Raw genomic sequence first — 15,462 nt, 5'->3', positions numbered from 1 at the left:
GAGGCGACATCCAAAAAAATGAAGCCATTGAATTGTTGCGGATTAATTTCGCGATCGCGATTGTGTTTACCGATATTCCCGCAAAAGAAGTCGAAAAACACGTTACAATAGCCAGGTACTGGATTTTCGTGAGACAGGAAGAAGATGGACATTAACAACAAAGCCCGCATTCATTGGGCATGCCGCCGTGGTATGCGCGAACTCGATATTTCAATCATGCCGTTTTTCGAACATGAGTACGACAGCTTAAGTGATGACGAAAAACGCATCTTTATTCGTCTGCTGGAATGCGACGACCCGGACCTGTTCAACTGGCTGATGAATCACGGTAAACCGGCCGATGCAGAACTGGAAATGATGGTCCGACTCATCCAGACACGGAACCGGGAACGTGGTCCTGTGGCAATCTGATCTGCGCGTCTCCTGGCGCGCACAGTGGCTTTCCTTGCTGATTCATGGGTTGGTTGCCGCTATTATTTTACTCATGCCCTGGCCGCTCAGTTACACCCCGTTATGGATGGTGTTGCTTTCGCTGGTGGTGTTTGATTGCGTTCGCAGCCAGCGGCGTATTAATGCTCGCCAGGGGGAGATTCGCCTGTTGATGGACGGGCGTTTGCGTTGGCAAGGGCAGGAGTGGAGCATCGTCAAAGCGCCGTGGATGATTAAAAGCGGCATGATGCTGCGTTTACGTTCTGACAGCGGTAAACGGCAACATTTATGGCTGGCAGCCGACAGCATGGACGAAGCCGAATGGCGGGATTTACGGCGAATTTTGTTGCAACAAGAGACGCAAAGGTAAATATGACGGCAACGCTAATGCGCAAAGCCGTCAGTCACATCAGGCGTAATACTCTGCCATTTCGTTAAGGATTTGCTCACACCAGCTCTGAATACGCTCGTCGCTAAGGTCATACTGGTTAGTTTCATCCAGCGCCAGACCCACGAACAGCTGTCCGTCAGCAATCACCGGTTTCGGGCTGGTAAACTCATATCCTTCCGTTGGCCAGTAGCCGACGAACTTCACGCCTTTAGTCGAGAGTTTGTCATGCAGCATGCCGAGCGCATCAAGGAACCACTCGCCGTATCCCAGCTGATCGCCAAGCCCATATAACGCAACAATTTTACCTTCGAGGTTCAGGTCGTCGAGCTGATCCCAGACGGCTTCCCAGTCTTCCTGGATTTCGCCAAAATCCCAGGTCGGGATACCCAGAATGAGCACATCGTACTGCTCCATTAATTTCGGGGAGTCGTCCTTGAGGTTATGTAAGGTCACCAGTTCTGGGCCGATAATATCGCGGATTTTTTCCGCCGCCATTTCGGTGTAACAGGTGCTGGAACCGTAAAAAAGACCCATATTCATAACGTAAGCTTCTCGATTCTGCTGTGGCTTTTGCGGCTAGTGTATCAGAATCGCTTTAGTCACGGCACAATAAGGCATAATGGATCAAACGAGTAACGATAAGGGGCGCAAGTGAAACAAGATCTGGCACGCATCGAGCAGTTTCTGGATGCCCTGTGGCTGGAAAAAAATCTCGCCGAAAATACGTTGAACGCATACCGTCGCGATCTGTCAATGATGGTGGAGTGGTTGCATCATCGTGGGCTGACGCTGGCAACGGCGCAAAGTGACGATTTGCAGGCATTACTGGCAGAACGGCTGGAGGGCGGGTATAAAGCCACCAGTTCAGCTCGTTTGCTGAGTGCAGTGCGCCGATTGTTCCAGTATCTTTATCGCGAAAAATTTCGTGAAGACGATCCCAGTGCGCATCTGGCTTCGCCGAAATTGCCCCAGCGTTTGCCGAAAGATTTAAGCGAAGCGCAGGTTGAAAGATTATTACAGGCACCTTTAGTCGATCAGCCTCTGGAGCTTCGCGATAAAGCCATGCTCGAAGTGCTGTATGCTACCGGGTTGCGTGTCTCGGAACTGGTTGGGCTGACAATGAGCGACATTAGTCTGCGCCAGGGTGTGGTGCGGGTAATTGGTAAAGGCAACAAAGAACGCCTGGTGCCGTTAGGTGAAGAGGCAGTCTACTGGCTGGAAAACTATCTGGAACACGGGCGACCGTGGTTGCTAAACGGTGTGTCAATTGACGTACTGTTTCCCAGCCAGCGCGCTCAGCAGATGACGCGCCAGACCTTTTGGCACCGCATTAAACATTATGCCGTGCTGGCGGGTATCGATAGCGAAAAGCTGTCACCGCATGTGTTGCGTCATGCCTTTGCCACTCATTTGTTAAATCATGGTGCGGACTTACGCGTGGTGCAGATGTTGTTGGGCCATAGCGATCTCTCCACCACGCAAATTTATACGCATGTCGCTACCGAGCGTCTGCGGCAACTTCATCAACAGCATCACCCACGGGCGTGATGTCTGAAAAGAACGGGAAGATTTATGAAGAAAGGTTTTATGTTGTTTACTTTGTTGGCGGCGTTTTCAGGCTTTGTTCAGGCGGATGACGCGGCAATTCAACAAACGTTAGCCAAAATGGGCATCAAAAGCAGCGATATTCAGCCCGCGCCTGTGGCTGGCATGAAGACAGTTCTGACTAACAGCGGTGTGTTGTACATCACCGATGATGGTAAACATATCATTCAGGGTCCAATGTATGACGTTAGCGGCACAGCTCCGGTCAATGTCACCAATAAGATGCTGTTAAAGCAACTAAACGCGCTTGAAAAAGATATGATTGTTTATAAAGCGCCGCAGGAAAAACACGTCATCACCGTGTTCACCGATATTACTTGTGGCTACTGCCACAAGCTGCATGAGCAGATGGCAGACTACAACGCGCTGGGGATCACCGTGCGTTATCTCGCTTTCCCGCGCCAGGGGTTGGAGAGCCAGGCTGAGCAACAAATGAAAGCCATCTGGTGTGCGAAAGATAAAAACAAAGCGTTTGATGATGTGATGGCGGGTAAAAGCGTCGCGCCAGCCAGTTGCGACGTGGATATTGCCAACCATTACGCGCTTGGCGTCCAGCTTGGCGTCAGCGGTACTCCGGCGATTGTGCTGAGCAACGGTACCCTGGTGCCGGGCTACCAGCCGCCGAAAGACATGAAAGAATTCCTCGACGAACACCAGAAAATGACCAGCGGTAAATAATTCGCGTGAAACAACAGATAAAACTTCGTCGCCGTGAAATCGATGAAACGGCAGACCTGCCCGCTGATCTGCCGCCCTTGCTGCGTCGTTTATACGCCAGCCGGGGCGTGCGTAGCGCGCAGGAACTGGAACGCGGTGTTAAAGGGATGCTGCCCTGGCAGCAACTGAGCGGCGTCGAAAAGGCCGTTGAGATCCTTTACAACGCTTTTCGCGAAGGAACGCGGATAATTGTGGTCGGAGATTTCGACGCCGATGGCGCCACCAGTACAGCCCTTAGCGTGCTGGCGATGCGTTCGCTTGGCTGCGCCAACATCGACTTCCTGGTGCCGAACCGTTTTGAAGACGGTTATGGCTTAAGTCCGGAAGTGGTTGAGCAGGCGCATGCCCGTGGCGCGCAGTTGATTGTGACGGTGGATAACGGCATTTCCTCTCACGCGGGCGTTGAACACGCTCGCACGCTGGGCATTCCGGTTATTGTTACCGATCACCATTTGCCGGGCGATACGTTACCCGCGGCGGAAGCCATTATTAACCCTAACTTGCGTGACTGCGACTTTCCATCGAAGTCATTGGCAGGCGTAGGCGTCGCATTTTATCTGATGCTGGCGCTGCGCACCTTTTTGCGCGATCAGGGCTGGTTTGATGACCGTGGCATTGCAATCCCTAATCTGGCGGAATTGCTGGATCTGGTGGCGCTCGGGACGGTGGCGGACGTGGTGCCGCTGGATGCGAATAACCGTATCCTGACCTGGCAGGGCATGAGCCGAATCCGCGCCGGGAAGTGCCGCCCAGGGATTAAAGCTCTGCTGGAAGTGGCAAACCGCGATCCGCAAAAACTCGCCGCCAGCGATTTAGGTTTTGCGCTGGGGCCACGTCTCAATGCTGCCGGGCGACTGGATGATATGTCCGTCGGAGTAGCGCTGTTGCTGTGCGACAACATCGGCGAAGCGCGTGTGCTGGCAAATGAACTCGACGCCCTAAACCAGACGCGCAAAGAGATTGAACAGGGAATGCAGGTTGAGGCGCTGACTCTGTGCGAGAAACTGGAGCGAAGTCGCGACACGCTGCCCGGCGGGCTGGCAATGTATCATCCTGAATGGCATCAGGGGGTTGTCGGTATTCTGGCTTCGCGTATTAAAGAGCGTTTTCACCGTCCGGTTATTGCCTTTGCGCCAGCAGGAGACGGTACGTTAAAAGGTTCTGGACGCTCCATTCAGGGGCTGCATATGCGCGATGCGCTGGAGCGCTTAGACACGCTCTATCCGGGCATGATGCTCAAGTTTGGCGGCCATGCGATGGCGGCAGGCCTGTCGCTGGAAGAGGATAAATTCGAACTTTTTCAGCAACGCTTTGGCGAACTGGTTACCGAGTGGCTGGACCCCGCATTATTACAGGGTGAAGTCGTCTCCGACGGCCCGTTAAGCGCTGAAGAGATGACCATGGAAGTGGCGCAGCTGCTACGTGATGCTGGCCCGTGGGGGCAGATGTTCCCGGAACCACTGTTTGATGGCCATTTCCGCCTGCTGCAACAGCGGTTGGTAGGCGAGCGTCATCTGAAAGTGATGGTCGAACCGGTCGGTGGTGGCCCGTTGCTGGATGGTATTGCGTTTAACGTTGATACGGCCCTCTGGCCGGATAACGGCGTGCGCGAAGTGCAACTGGCTTACAAGCTCGATATTAACGAGTTTCGCGGCAACCGCAGCCTGCAAATTATCATCGACAATATCTGGCCAATTTAGCGTCATCTTCTCTATAAAAAAGAGCGTGGATTGGGTACAATCCCGCTCTTATCACCGCATTTTGACTAGCTCAATAAAAGAAATCAGACCATGTTTGAAATTAATCCGGTAAATAATCGCATTCAGGACCTCACGGAACGCTCCGACGTTCTTAGGGGGTATCTTTGACTATGACGCCAAGAAAGAGCGTCTGGAAGAAGTAAACGCTGAGCTGGAACAGCCAGATGTCTGGAACGAACCCGAACGCGCGCAGGCGCTGGGTAAAGAGCGTTCCTCCCTTGAAGCCGTTGTCGACACCCTCGACCAAATGAAACAGGGGCTGGAAGATGTTGCCGGTCTGCTGGAGCTTGCTGTAGAAGCTGACGACGAAGAAACCTTTAACGAAGCTGTTGCGGAACTCAACGTTCTGGAAGAAAAACTGGCGCAGCTTGAATTCCGCCGTATGTTCTCTGGCGAATATGACAGCGCCGACTGCTATCTCGATATCCAGGCTGGTTCCGGCGGAACGGAAGCGCAAGATTGGGCGAGCATGCTTGAGCGTATGTATCTGCGCTGGGCGGAATCGCGCGGTTTCAAAACAGAAATTATTGAAGAGTCGGAAGGTGAAGTGGCGGGTATCAAATCCGTGACTATCAAGATTTCCGGCGATTATGCTTATGGTTGGCTGCGCACAGAAACTGGCGTTCACCGCCTGGTGCGTAAGAGCCCGTTTGACTCCGGCGGTCGTCGCCACACGTCGTTCAGCTCCGCGTTTGTTTACCCGGAAGTTGATGATGATATCGATATCGAAATCAACCCGGCTGATCTGCGCATCGACGTCTATCGTGCATCCGGCGCGGGTGGCCAGCACGTTAACCGTACCGAATCTGCGGTGCGTATTACTCACATCCCGACCGGGATCGTGACCCAGTGCCAGAACGACCGTTCCCAGCACAAGAACAAAGACCAGGCCATGAAGCAGATGAAAGCGAAGCTTTATGAACTGGAGATGCAGAAGAAGAATGCCGAGAAACAGGCGATGGAAGACACCAAGTCCGACATCGGCTGGGGCAGCCAGATTCGTTCTTATGTCCTTGATGACTCCCGCATTAAAGATCTGCGCACCGGGGTAGAAACCCGCAACACGCAGGCAGTGCTGGACGGCAGCCTGGATCAATTTATCGAAGCAAGTTTGAAAGCAGGGTTATGAGGAACCAACATGTCTGAACAAAACGCACAGGGCGCTGACGCGGTAGTCGATCTTAACAATGAACTGAAAACGCGTCGTGAGAAGCTGGCGAACCTGCGCGAGCAGGGGATTGCCTTCCCGAACGATTTCCGTCGCGATCATACCTCTGACCAATTGCACGCAGAATTCGACGGTAAAGAAAACGAAGAACTGGAAGAGCTGAACATCGAAGTGGCAGTTGCTGGCCGCATGATGACCCGCCGTATCATGGGTAAAGCCTCCTTCGTTACCTTGCAGGACGTCGGTGGCCGCATTCAGCTGTACGTTGCCCGTGACGATCTGCCGGAAGGCGTTTACAACGAGCAGTTCAAAAAATGGGACCTCGGCGACATCCTCGGCGCGAAAGGTAAACTGTTCAAAACCAAAACCGGCGAACTGTCTATCCACTGTACCGAGCTGCGTCTGCTGACCAAAGCACTGCGTCCGCTGCCGGATAAATTCCACGGCTTGCAGGATCAGGAAGCGCGCTATCGTCAGCGTTATTTGGATCTCATCTCTAACGATGAATCCCGTAACACCTTTAAAGTGCGCTCGCAGATCCTCTCTGGTATTCGCCAGTTCATGGTGAACCGCGGCTTTATGGAAGTTGAAACGCCGATGATGCAGGTGATCCCAGGTGGTGCCGCTGCACGTCCGTTTATCACCCATCACAACGCGCTGGATCTCGATATGTACCTGCGTATCGCGCCGGAACTGTACCTCAAGCGTCTGGTGGTCGGTGGCTTCGAGCGTGTATTCGAAATCAACCGTAACTTCCGTAACGAAGGTATTTCCGTACGTCATAACCCAGAGTTCACCATGATGGAACTCTATATGGCTTACGCGGATTACAAAGATCTGATCGAGCTGACCGAATCGCTGTTCCGTACTCTGGCACAGGATATTCTCGGTAAGACGGAAGTGACCTACGGCGACGTGACGCTGGACTTCGGTAAACCGTTCGAAAAACTGACCATGCGTGAAGCGATCAAGAAATATCGCCCGGAAACCGACATGGCGGATCTGGACAACTTCGACTCTGCGAAAGCGATTGCTGAATCTATCGGCATCCACGTTGAGAAGAGCTGGGGTCTGGGCCGTATCGTTACCGAGATCTTCGAAGAAGTGGCAGAAGCACATCTGATCCAGCCGACCTTCATTACTGAATATCCGGCTGAAGTTTCTCCGCTGGCGCGCCGTAACGATGTCAACCCGGAAATCACTGACCGCTTTGAGTTCTTTATCGGTGGTCGTGAAATCGGTAACGGCTTTAGCGAGCTGAACGATGCAGAAGATCAGGCGCAGCGCTTCCTGGATCAGGTTGCAGCGAAAGATGCAGGCGACGACGAAGCAATGTTCTACGACGAAGATTACGTCACCGCACTGGAACATGGTTTGCCGCCAACAGCAGGTCTGGGTATTGGTATCGACCGTATGGTTATGCTGTTCACCAACAGCCATACCATCCGCGACGTTATTCTGTTCCCGGCAATGCGTCCGGTAAAATAAGCGTTACGCGTATTCACATAACCCCGGCATTTGTCGGGGTTTTTTATTCTCGCTTTGCGAAAACAGATAATACATTTCTGGCTTTGCTATTGGCTACCTGCATCACCATCCACGGACTAAATGCCCACGGCGTAGCATCAATAGCGCGTAAAACATCTGATAAATCACACCATTGATAACCCATCACTTCATCACCGTTGGGCTGTAACGCGCTGGTAATTCGTGCGGCAAAGACTGGACACATTTCATTTTCGACAATGCCATTCGGGTCAGTGGCGCGATAGTGGAAGTCTGGATAAACCGATTCGGGTGACGTTATTTCCACGCCCAGTTCATAGCGGCAACGGCGGATTACCGCCTCTTCATTGCTTTCGCCCAGTTGCGGATGACCGCACACCGAGTTAGTCCACACGCCTGGCCACGCTTTTTTGCTTAGTGCGCGGCGGGTAACCAGCAGTTGTCCCTTAGCATTAAATAGCCAGCAGGAGAACGCGAGATGTAAGGGGGTGTCTGCCGTGTGTGCGGCATATTTTTCCAGCGTACCCGAGGGGACTCCCTGTGCATTCAGTAAAATGACGTGTTCCGTTTGCATAATTTCTCACATGTAATTCTAATCACTCGTCATTATAGATAACTGAAGAGTCAAATGATTAACTAAGTGAGTGTTTATCGGCATCCGCCCGTTTTGAGCGGATGCTGACAGAGAAAGGTCATTTAAAAAAGCAGCATCATATATTTGAAGCGACTTTCAATAGCCATTGCCACGCAGTCAGAAATGACAGGTATGGAGATCATTAAGAGTAATAACAGACTGAATATAGTGCGTATTAATAGGTTCATATCATTCACCATGCTCATTTTTCTTTAGCTTGCGCATCAAAAGCCACATACGCACTGTTCTGACTTTTAAATCTTTATCAGAGACAGATTCCTTCACCAGATCGGCATGATGCTGATAACCATTGAAAAAGACGTTCAGCACCACCGCACTGATAGTCGCCAACATAATGCCGCTATGTAACAACGGTTGCAGTACAGCCGGTAACTTAGAAAAGAAATCATGAGAAAGCGTCGGGGTCATACCCACGCCAAGGCTAATAGCCACGATATACAGGTTGTACCGGTTGGTGGTGTAGTTACAGCGCGACAGAATGCGGATCCCCGTCGCCAGCACCATACCGAACATTACTAATCCTGCACCGCCTAGTACAAATTGCGGAATGGAAGCTACCAGCACCGCCATTTTGGGCACCATCCCGAACATGATTAATATAATCCCGGAAGAGATACACACCCAGCGACTGTGAACGCGCGTCACGCTGACCAGGCCAACGTTTTGCGAAAAGGAAGTATGCGGGAAGCTGTTAAACGTGCCGCCGATCATTGTCCCTATGCCATCTACGCGTAGCCCGCGAATAATGTCTTGTGAAGAAAGTTTTCTGCCGACAATTTCCCCCAATGCCAGGAACATCCCCATCGACTCAATAAATACGATGATTAACACAGCGGTCATGGTCAGAATGGAAACCGGATCGAAAACTGGCGTACCAAACGACATTGGCGTGACAATGGCGAACCACGAAGCATCATTCAGCCCAGACAGATTCACTTCATTCATCATCCACGACAGCAAGAAGCCAAATACAATCCCCAGTAATACGGCGACATTGGACATAAATCCTTTGGCGTAACGGGTGATAAGCAAGATGAAAATTAAGACGGCGAAGGAAATGGTTAAATAAACCGGATTGCCATATTGTGGATTGCCTTTACCGCCAGCAGCCCTGTCAATGCCTACCTGAATAATACTCAGGCCGATAGAGGTAATAACCACACCGGTAACTAACGGTGGGAATAAAGGCATTAAGCGACCAATAAGTGGTGCTAATAGCGTGGTGATAAAACCGGCCGCAATGGTCGCGCCAAAAATCCCCAGCAGACCGATATCCGGATTCATCCCAATGGCAATCATTGGCGTTACAGCCGCAAAGGTCACCGACATAATCACCGGCAGGCGAATCCCCATAAAGCGACCAATGCCGATACATTGCAATAATGTGACGATACCGCAGCAAAAGAGATCGGAGCTAATCAGCATTGCGATAGCTTCTTTCGAGAGTCCGAGTCTGTCACCAATCATCAGTGGGACGGCGACTGCGCCTGCGTACATAACAAGGACGTGTTGCAGACCGAGTATGATCAGCTTTCCTGGTGATAATATGCGGTCCACCTCATCCGTTGGGCGGTCTTGCCCCGAAGATGAGGGAATTTGAGAATCTATGGCGCTCATCAGTCTTTCTCCTTTCGCTCGCCAGAGTAAAAAGCAACCGTTTACGTTCACTAAAACTCTTTAATGACATGCTCGAGGGATGCCAGTTTTCACAAGGAGGGGACGTTACAAGATGGAAATGCGGGGGCAATCACATAATCGGGATTAAACCGAGAAAATGAGAATAAAAATAGACAATGAAATTATCTTTAATTTTCTCATATTGATATTTCATTAATCATTCTGGCATGTCGCACTCTCGTATTTAATACTTTTTATCCGGATGGCATTTTTTTGAACGGCGATGTTTAAATCTTGAAAACGGCACAGATTGAGGGGCGATAATTTGATATCTCTCACAAAATTATAATTAAAACTGACTCGTTTCCTCATATATGCCCGTTTATTGCATTGCGACATTTGAGAAGACATAACTCATCAAATGAAAGGGATGCAAATGAACAAGTTTATCGCTGCTGATGCTGCGGAATGTATAGGCTGTCATGCCTGTGAAATTGCCTGTGCGGTGGCTCATAATCAAGAAAACTGGCCGCAGAGTCATGGTGATTTTCGACCCCGTATCCACGTTGTTGGGAAAGGTCTGGCTGCAAATCCAGTGGCTTGCCATCATTGCAACAATGCCCCCTGCGTTACGGCTTGCCCTGTAAATGCTCTGACTTTCCAGCCCGATAGCGTACAACTGGATGAACAAAAATGCATTGGTTGTAAAAGATGCGCAATCGCTTGCCCCTTTGGGGTAATTGAGATGGTCGATGCTATTGCGCAGAAATGTGACCTTTGTAACCAGCGCAATTCCGGCGCGCAAGCCTGTATTGAAGTCTGCCCAACCCAGGCGTTGCGGCTGATGGATGAGAGCGGCTTGCAGCAGATGAAAACGCTGCGACAGCGCAGAACGGCGGAGGGAAAAGCATCGGAAAAACCACAATTATCGCGTCGCGAGGCATTGCTCCCTGTCACTCCACGCAAAGGGGCGGATAAAGTTACAGCAAGCGAGCGGAAGATCCACTTTGGCGAAATTTATTGCGGCCTTGATCAAAAACAAGCGGCGTATGAAAGCGACCGTTGTGTCTATTGCGCCGAAAAAGCCAACTGTAACTGGCATTGCCCGCTGCATAACGCTATCCCTGATTACGTCCGCCTGGTGCAGGAAGGGAAGATTATTGAAGCGGCAGAACTCTGCCACCAAACCAGTTCATTACCGGAAATTTGCGGTAGGGTATGTCCGCAGGACCGGCTTTGTGAAGGCGCATGTACTTTAAAAGATCACTCTGGCGCAGTCTCTATCGGTAATCTGGAACGCTATATTACTGATACTGCGCTGGCGATGGGCTGGCGTCCTGATGTCAGCCAGGTTGTTCCCCGCATAGAAAAAGTGGCGGTGATTGGCGCAGGACCCGCGGGACTGGGATGTGCCGACATTCTGGCGAGGGCGGGTGTTCATGTTGATGTCTTTGATCGCCATCCAGAAATTGGCGGTATGCTCACCTTTGGCATTCCTCCTTTCAAACTCGATAAAACGGTATTAAGCCAGCGGCGAGAGATATTCACCGCAATGGGAATCGACTTTCATCTTAACTCTGAAATTGGCCGCGATATCTCTTTCAACGAATTAACGGCGGAATATGATGCTGTTTTCCTCGGCGTGGGGACTTACGGCATGATGCGTGCAGATCTGCCGCATGAGGATGCGCCAGGCGTCATTCAGGCGCTACCGTTCCTGACTGCCCATACCCGCCAGCTTATGGGACTGCCGGAGTCTGAAGAGTATCCGCTGACGGATGTTGAAGGTAAACGCGTCGTGGTTTTGGGTGGCGGCGATACGACAATGGATTGTTTGCGCACTTCCATCCGCCTCAATGCTGCCAGCGTGACCTGCGCGTATCGCCGTGATGAAGTCAGTATGCCCGGTTCGCGTAAAGAGGTAGTCAACGCGCGCGAGGAAGGCGTTGAGTTTCAGTTCAATGTTCAGCCGCAATATATTGCTTGTGACGATGATGGGCGTTTAACTGCGGTGGGTCTGATTCGTACCGCAATGGGCGAGCCGGGACCAGATGGGCGCCGTCGTCCACGTCCGGTGGCGGGCTCTGAGTTTGAACTGCCCGCCGATGTTCTGATTATGGCGTTTGGTTTTCAGGCACATGCAATGCCGTGGTTACAGGGGAGTGGAATAAAACTCGATAAATGGGGACTGATTAAAACCGGTGACGCGGGATATTTCGCTACTCAGACGCATCTGAAAAAGGTCTTTGCCGGGGGAGATGCGGTTCATGGAGCGGATCTGGTTGTCACTGCAATGGCGGCAGGACGGCAGGCGGCACGCGATATGTTAACTATGTTTGATACGAAGGCATCGTGATGAAATCGTTAATTATCGTTAATCCGGCTGACTGTATTGGCTGCCGCACTTGTGAAGTAGCCTGTGTTGTCGCCCATCCGTCAGAGCAGACTTTAAATGCCAGCTTCTTTTTGCCTCGCTTAAAGGTGCAGCGTTTGGATCGAATTAGCGCTCCGGTGATGTGTCACCAGTGCGAAAATGCGCCTTGCGTTGGGGCCTGCCCCGTGCAGGCGCTGACGATGGGTGAGCAGGTGGTGCAGGCAAATTCTGCCCGTTGTATCGGCTGCCAGAGTTGCGTCAGCGCGTGTCCGTTTGGGATGATCACAATTCAAATGTTGCCGGGAAATGTTCGGCCAGAAATCGTGAAATGTGACCTTTGCGAACAGCGGGAAGAGGGACCGGCTTGCGTTGCATCTTGCCCGACGCAGGCGTTGCAGTTGTTAACCGAAGGAGAACTCAGGCGAGTCCGCCAGCAGCGTATTGCTGCCAGCGGCAAGAATCCACTCTGACAAAACTCCGCGCTGTATGGCGCGGAGGTTCTTCTAGATAGCCCAACCACCCGCGTAAAACGCGACCAGGGCGACAGTTATGATGACAGTACCAATATTGAGTTTGTTCCATTCACGAGCAAAAACACGACCCACTACGAGAGTTACAAAGCCCAGCATAATGCCGGTGACGATATTACAGGTCAGGACGATAAAGACAGCACAAACCAGGCCCGCCATCGCATCAATAAAGTCATTGAAGTCCAGTTTTGAGACGTTACTTAGCATCAGCAGACCCACGTACATCAGTGCGGGAGCTGTGGCATAACCGGGGATCAGAAACGATAACGGTGATAAAAACAGAATCAACAGGAACAGTAAGCCAACAATAGTCGCTGTCAGACCTGTTTTGCCACCTGCTGCGGTTCCTGCAGCAGATTCGATATAGACCGCCGCAGGCGCAGCACCCACCAGCCCAGAAAATATCGAGCTGACGGAATCGCTGGTCAGGGCTTTGCCACCGTTGATTATCTGGTTGTCTTTATCCAGGAGATTCGCCTGACCGGCTACTGCGCGGATGGTGCCGGTGGCATCAAATACGGCGGTCATCACCAGTGCCAGTACACTTGGGAGAACTGTTGGCTGGAGTGCACCCATAATGTCGAGGCTGAAAATTAGCGACTTACCATCTTCTCCAGTCAGGCTCGGCATCGCCACCAGACCGTGGTATTTCACCGCGGGATCAAAGATTAAGCCGATTATCGAGATGGCGATAATTACCAGTAAGATCCCTCCTGGTACGCGGCACTTCTCCAGACCAAAAATTACCGCTAATCCCAGCAAGCTCATCATCACAGGGAAAGAGGTAAATGCCCCGAGCGCTACCGGTAAACCTTCAATCGGGTTTTTGATAACCATACCAACGCCGTTAGCTGCAATCAGCAGCAGGAACAGGCCGATACCAATGCCTGTTCCGTGGGCAATACCCATCGGTAAATTGCGTAAGATCCAGGTTCGAATACCGGTTACGGAGATGGCGGTGAAGATGAGGCCCATCAAGAAGACCGCGCCTAGTGCGACAGGAACGCTAATTTGTTGTCCGAGAACCAGACTGAATGCGGTAAATGCCGTCAAGGAGATGGCGCAGCCGATCGCCATTGGCAAATTGGCCCACAGCCCCATTAGCAGCGAACCGAAGCCCGCGACCAGACAAGTAGCAACAAAGACTGCAGCAGGGGGAAAACCAGCTTTGCCCAACATACCGGGAACCACGATTACAGAATAAACCATGGCCAGAAAGGTGGTTAAGCCTGCCAGTACTTCCTGGCGAACGGTACTGCCACGAGCGGTTATTTTAAAATAACTATCCAGCGCGCCCTGTGGCTTTGGTGCGACCGGTGTTTGTAGGATGTCTCCAGACATAATGATGTCCTCACGAGGATGTTAAGGTTTTATTATTAGTTGCGTTCGTACACCAGACGACCATCAACGTAGGTGCGGTAGATCGAACGGTCATCGCCCAACGTCATCATCACGAACAATTTGTCGACTAAGGAAACAGAGTTGTCATAGCGCAGCTGCTGTAGTGGTGTGGCCGTGGGTTCCATCACCACAAAATCAGCCTCTTTGCCGGGTATAAAGTTGCCGATCAGATCGTCAAGCCCCAGAGATTTCGCGCCACCGAGCGTGGCAAGATAAAATGCTTCATATGCTGAGAGACGATAGCCCTGTAGCTGCAATACTTTGTAGGCTTCGTTCAGTGTTTGCAGCATGTTGAAGGTGGTTCCAGCGCCAATATCAGTCCCCATGCCGACTTTGACTTTCTTATTCCATGCTTTTTTCAGGTTGAATAAGCCGCTGCCGAGATAAAGGTTGGAGGTTGGACAAAACGCAATGCTGGATTTAGTTTCGCTAAGACGATCCCACTCTTTTTCTTCCAGATGGACGCAGTGAGCAAAGACGCAGTTTTTCCCTGTCAGGCCGTACTGGTGGTAAACATCCAGATAACCATCATGTTCAGGATAAAGTTCTTTCACCCAGGCAATTTCATCTTTGTTTTCACACAGATGGGTATGTATCCACGTATCGGGAAACTCTTCTTTCAGGCGTTGCGCCATCGCCATCTGTTCAGGTGACGATGTTGGGGCGAAGCGTGGCGTAATGGCATATAACAGACGACCATTTTTGTGCCAGCGTTCGATCAGTTCTTTGCTTTGGTGATAGCTGCTTTCGGCAGTATCGAGCAGATAATCCGGTGCGTTGCGGTCCATCATCACCTTACCGGCAATCATGCGCATATTGATATGACTGGCGGCTTCAAACAGCGCATCAACGGATTGCGGATGGACGGTACCAAACACCAGCGCCGTGGTGGTTCCGTTACGTAAAAGCTGCTTGATGAAGAACGCCGACATTTCGCGGGCGTACTCTAAATCCTCATAACGGCGCTCAGTAGGGAAGGTGTGTTTATTCAGCCATTCCAGTAACTGCTCGCCATAGGCACCGACCATTTCACTCTGCGGATAATGGATATGCGTATCGACAAAGCCCGGTACAATCAATTTGCCACGATAATCACGGACGCGAATGGTGTCCGGGATTTGATGCTTGCCCTGTTCCCATTCACCAAACCATTCCACTTTCCCCTGTTTAATGAGTAATAAACCATCCTCAATAAATCGCAGCGCAGAAGCGATCTCTTCTGGATTATCGACCGTACGGATGACATCAATAAAACTGCCTCGTACTGCTTTTAACGTGTGTTCCCCTGACATCATTGACTCCTTTACTG

General features: G+C 51.3%; 15 protein-coding genes. 9 read left to right on the top strand and 6 right to left on the bottom strand.

Going from position 1 to position 15,462, the window contains the following annotated elements:
- Positions 1-144: 144 nt before the first annotated feature.
- Together sdhE and FEM44_RS04350 are read left to right on the top strand one after the other, a co-directional pair.
- Positions 145-411, top strand: coding sequence for an FAD assembly factor SdhE (gene sdhE, locus FEM44_RS04355; protein WP_000354046.1), 267 nt, complete (start codon positions 145-147; stop codon positions 409-411).
- Complete coding sequence (locus FEM44_RS04350) at positions 392-799, top strand: protein YgfX (protein WP_135487323.1); 408 nt, start codon at positions 392-394, stop codon at positions 797-799. The genes sdhE and FEM44_RS04350 overlap by 20 nt, the downstream gene beginning before the upstream one ends.
- A 39-nt stretch (positions 800-838) precedes the next feature.
- On the opposite strand, the gene fldB is transcribed toward FEM44_RS04350, so the two are convergent.
- Positions 839-1,360 carry a flavodoxin FldB gene (gene fldB, locus FEM44_RS04345; RefSeq protein ID WP_130207828.1) on the bottom strand — a complete coding sequence of 174 codons (522 nt, stop codon included), beginning with the start codon at positions 1,358-1,360 and terminating at the stop codon, positions 839-841.
- A gap of 111 nt (positions 1,361-1,471) precedes the next feature.
- Here fldB and xerD point away from each other — a divergent pair, with 111 nt between their 5' ends.
- The 5 genes from xerD (at position 1,472) to lysS (ending at position 7,558) form a co-directional block, all read left to right on the top strand.
- Positions 1,472-2,368 carry a site-specific tyrosine recombinase XerD gene (gene xerD, locus FEM44_RS04340; RefSeq protein ID WP_064529792.1) on the top strand — a complete coding sequence of 299 codons (897 nt, stop codon included), beginning with the start codon at positions 1,472-1,474 and terminating at the stop codon, positions 2,366-2,368.
- A 24-nt stretch (positions 2,369-2,392) separates the two neighbouring features.
- A complete protein-coding gene (gene dsbC / locus FEM44_RS04335; protein ID WP_130207826.1) occupies positions 2,393-3,103 on the top strand; it encodes a bifunctional protein-disulfide isomerase/oxidoreductase DsbC in 711 nt (236 codons plus the stop codon).
- 5 nt (positions 3,104-3,108) lie between these two features.
- Entirely contained in the window at positions 3,109-4,842 is a 1,734-nt protein-coding gene (recJ, locus tag FEM44_RS04330; RefSeq protein WP_135519883.1) for a single-stranded-DNA-specific exonuclease RecJ, read from the top strand.
- 90 nt (positions 4,843-4,932) lie between these two features.
- A protein-coding gene (gene prfB, locus FEM44_RS04325) for a peptide chain release factor 2 (protein WP_135521124.1) occupies positions 4,933-6,031 on the top strand; the annotation gives its coding sequence in 2 pieces (ribosomal slippage) (positions 4,933-5,007 and positions 5,009-6,031; 1,098 coding nt in all).
- 9 nt (positions 6,032-6,040) lie between these two features.
- Positions 6,041-7,558: a lysine--tRNA ligase gene (lysS, locus tag FEM44_RS04320; RefSeq protein WP_135521126.1), complete on the top strand. Its 1,518-nt coding sequence runs from the start codon at positions 6,041-6,043 to the stop codon at positions 7,556-7,558.
- 43 nt (positions 7,559-7,601) lie between these two features.
- On the opposite strand, the gene idi is transcribed toward lysS, so the two are convergent.
- The 3 genes from idi to uacT all read right to left on the bottom strand — a co-directional run bounded on the left by idi (position 7,602) and on the right by uacT (position 9,848).
- Positions 7,602-8,150, bottom strand: a complete 549-nt coding sequence (gene idi / locus FEM44_RS04315; RefSeq protein WP_135521128.1) for an isopentenyl-diphosphate Delta-isomerase — start codon at positions 8,148-8,150, stop codon at positions 7,602-7,604.
- 122 nt (positions 8,151-8,272) lie between these two features.
- Entirely contained in the window at positions 8,273-8,398 is a 126-nt protein-coding gene (locus FEM44_RS04305) for a hypothetical protein (protein WP_130217940.1), read from the bottom strand.
- Position 8,399: 1 nt separating this feature from the next.
- Entirely contained in the window at positions 8,400-9,848 is a 1,449-nt protein-coding gene (gene uacT, locus FEM44_RS04300) for a urate/proton symporter UacT (RefSeq protein WP_135521130.1), read from the bottom strand.
- 436 nt (positions 9,849-10,284) lie between these two features.
- Here uacT and ygfT point away from each other — a divergent pair, with 436 nt between their 5' ends.
- Both ygfT and FEM44_RS04290 read left to right on the top strand, forming a co-directional pair.
- Positions 10,285-12,204 carry a formate-dependent uric acid utilization protein YgfT gene (ygfT, locus tag FEM44_RS04295; protein ID WP_135521132.1) on the top strand — a complete coding sequence of 640 codons (1,920 nt, stop codon included), beginning with the start codon at positions 10,285-10,287 and terminating at the stop codon, positions 12,202-12,204.
- Positions 12,204-12,692 carry a 4Fe-4S dicluster domain-containing protein gene (locus FEM44_RS04290; protein ID WP_130259394.1) on the top strand — a complete coding sequence of 163 codons (489 nt, stop codon included), beginning with the start codon at positions 12,204-12,206 and terminating at the stop codon, positions 12,690-12,692. Before ygfT ends, FEM44_RS04290 begins: the two co-directional genes overlap by 1 nt.
- 33 nt (positions 12,693-12,725) lie before the next feature.
- On the opposite strand, the gene ghxQ is transcribed toward FEM44_RS04290, so the two are convergent.
- Together ghxQ and guaD are read right to left on the bottom strand one after the other, a co-directional pair.
- Positions 12,726-14,093: a guanine/hypoxanthine transporter GhxQ gene (gene ghxQ, locus FEM44_RS04285; protein WP_138158870.1), complete on the bottom strand. Its 1,368-nt coding sequence runs from the start codon at positions 14,091-14,093 to the stop codon at positions 12,726-12,728.
- 35 nt (positions 14,094-14,128) lie between these two features.
- Positions 14,129-15,445 carry a guanine deaminase gene (gene guaD, locus FEM44_RS04280; protein WP_135521242.1) on the bottom strand — a complete coding sequence of 439 codons (1,317 nt, stop codon included), beginning with the start codon at positions 15,443-15,445 and terminating at the stop codon, positions 14,129-14,131.
- Between the last annotated feature and the right edge of the window lie 17 nt (positions 15,446-15,462).

The sequence above is a fragment of the Escherichia sp. E4742 genome, assembly GCF_005843885.1.
Taxonomy (GTDB): Bacteria; Pseudomonadota; Gammaproteobacteria; order Enterobacterales; family Enterobacteriaceae; genus Escherichia.
The sequence above is the reverse complement of the archived record's forward strand: the minus strand, read 5'-3'. Positions and strand labels throughout refer to the sequence as shown.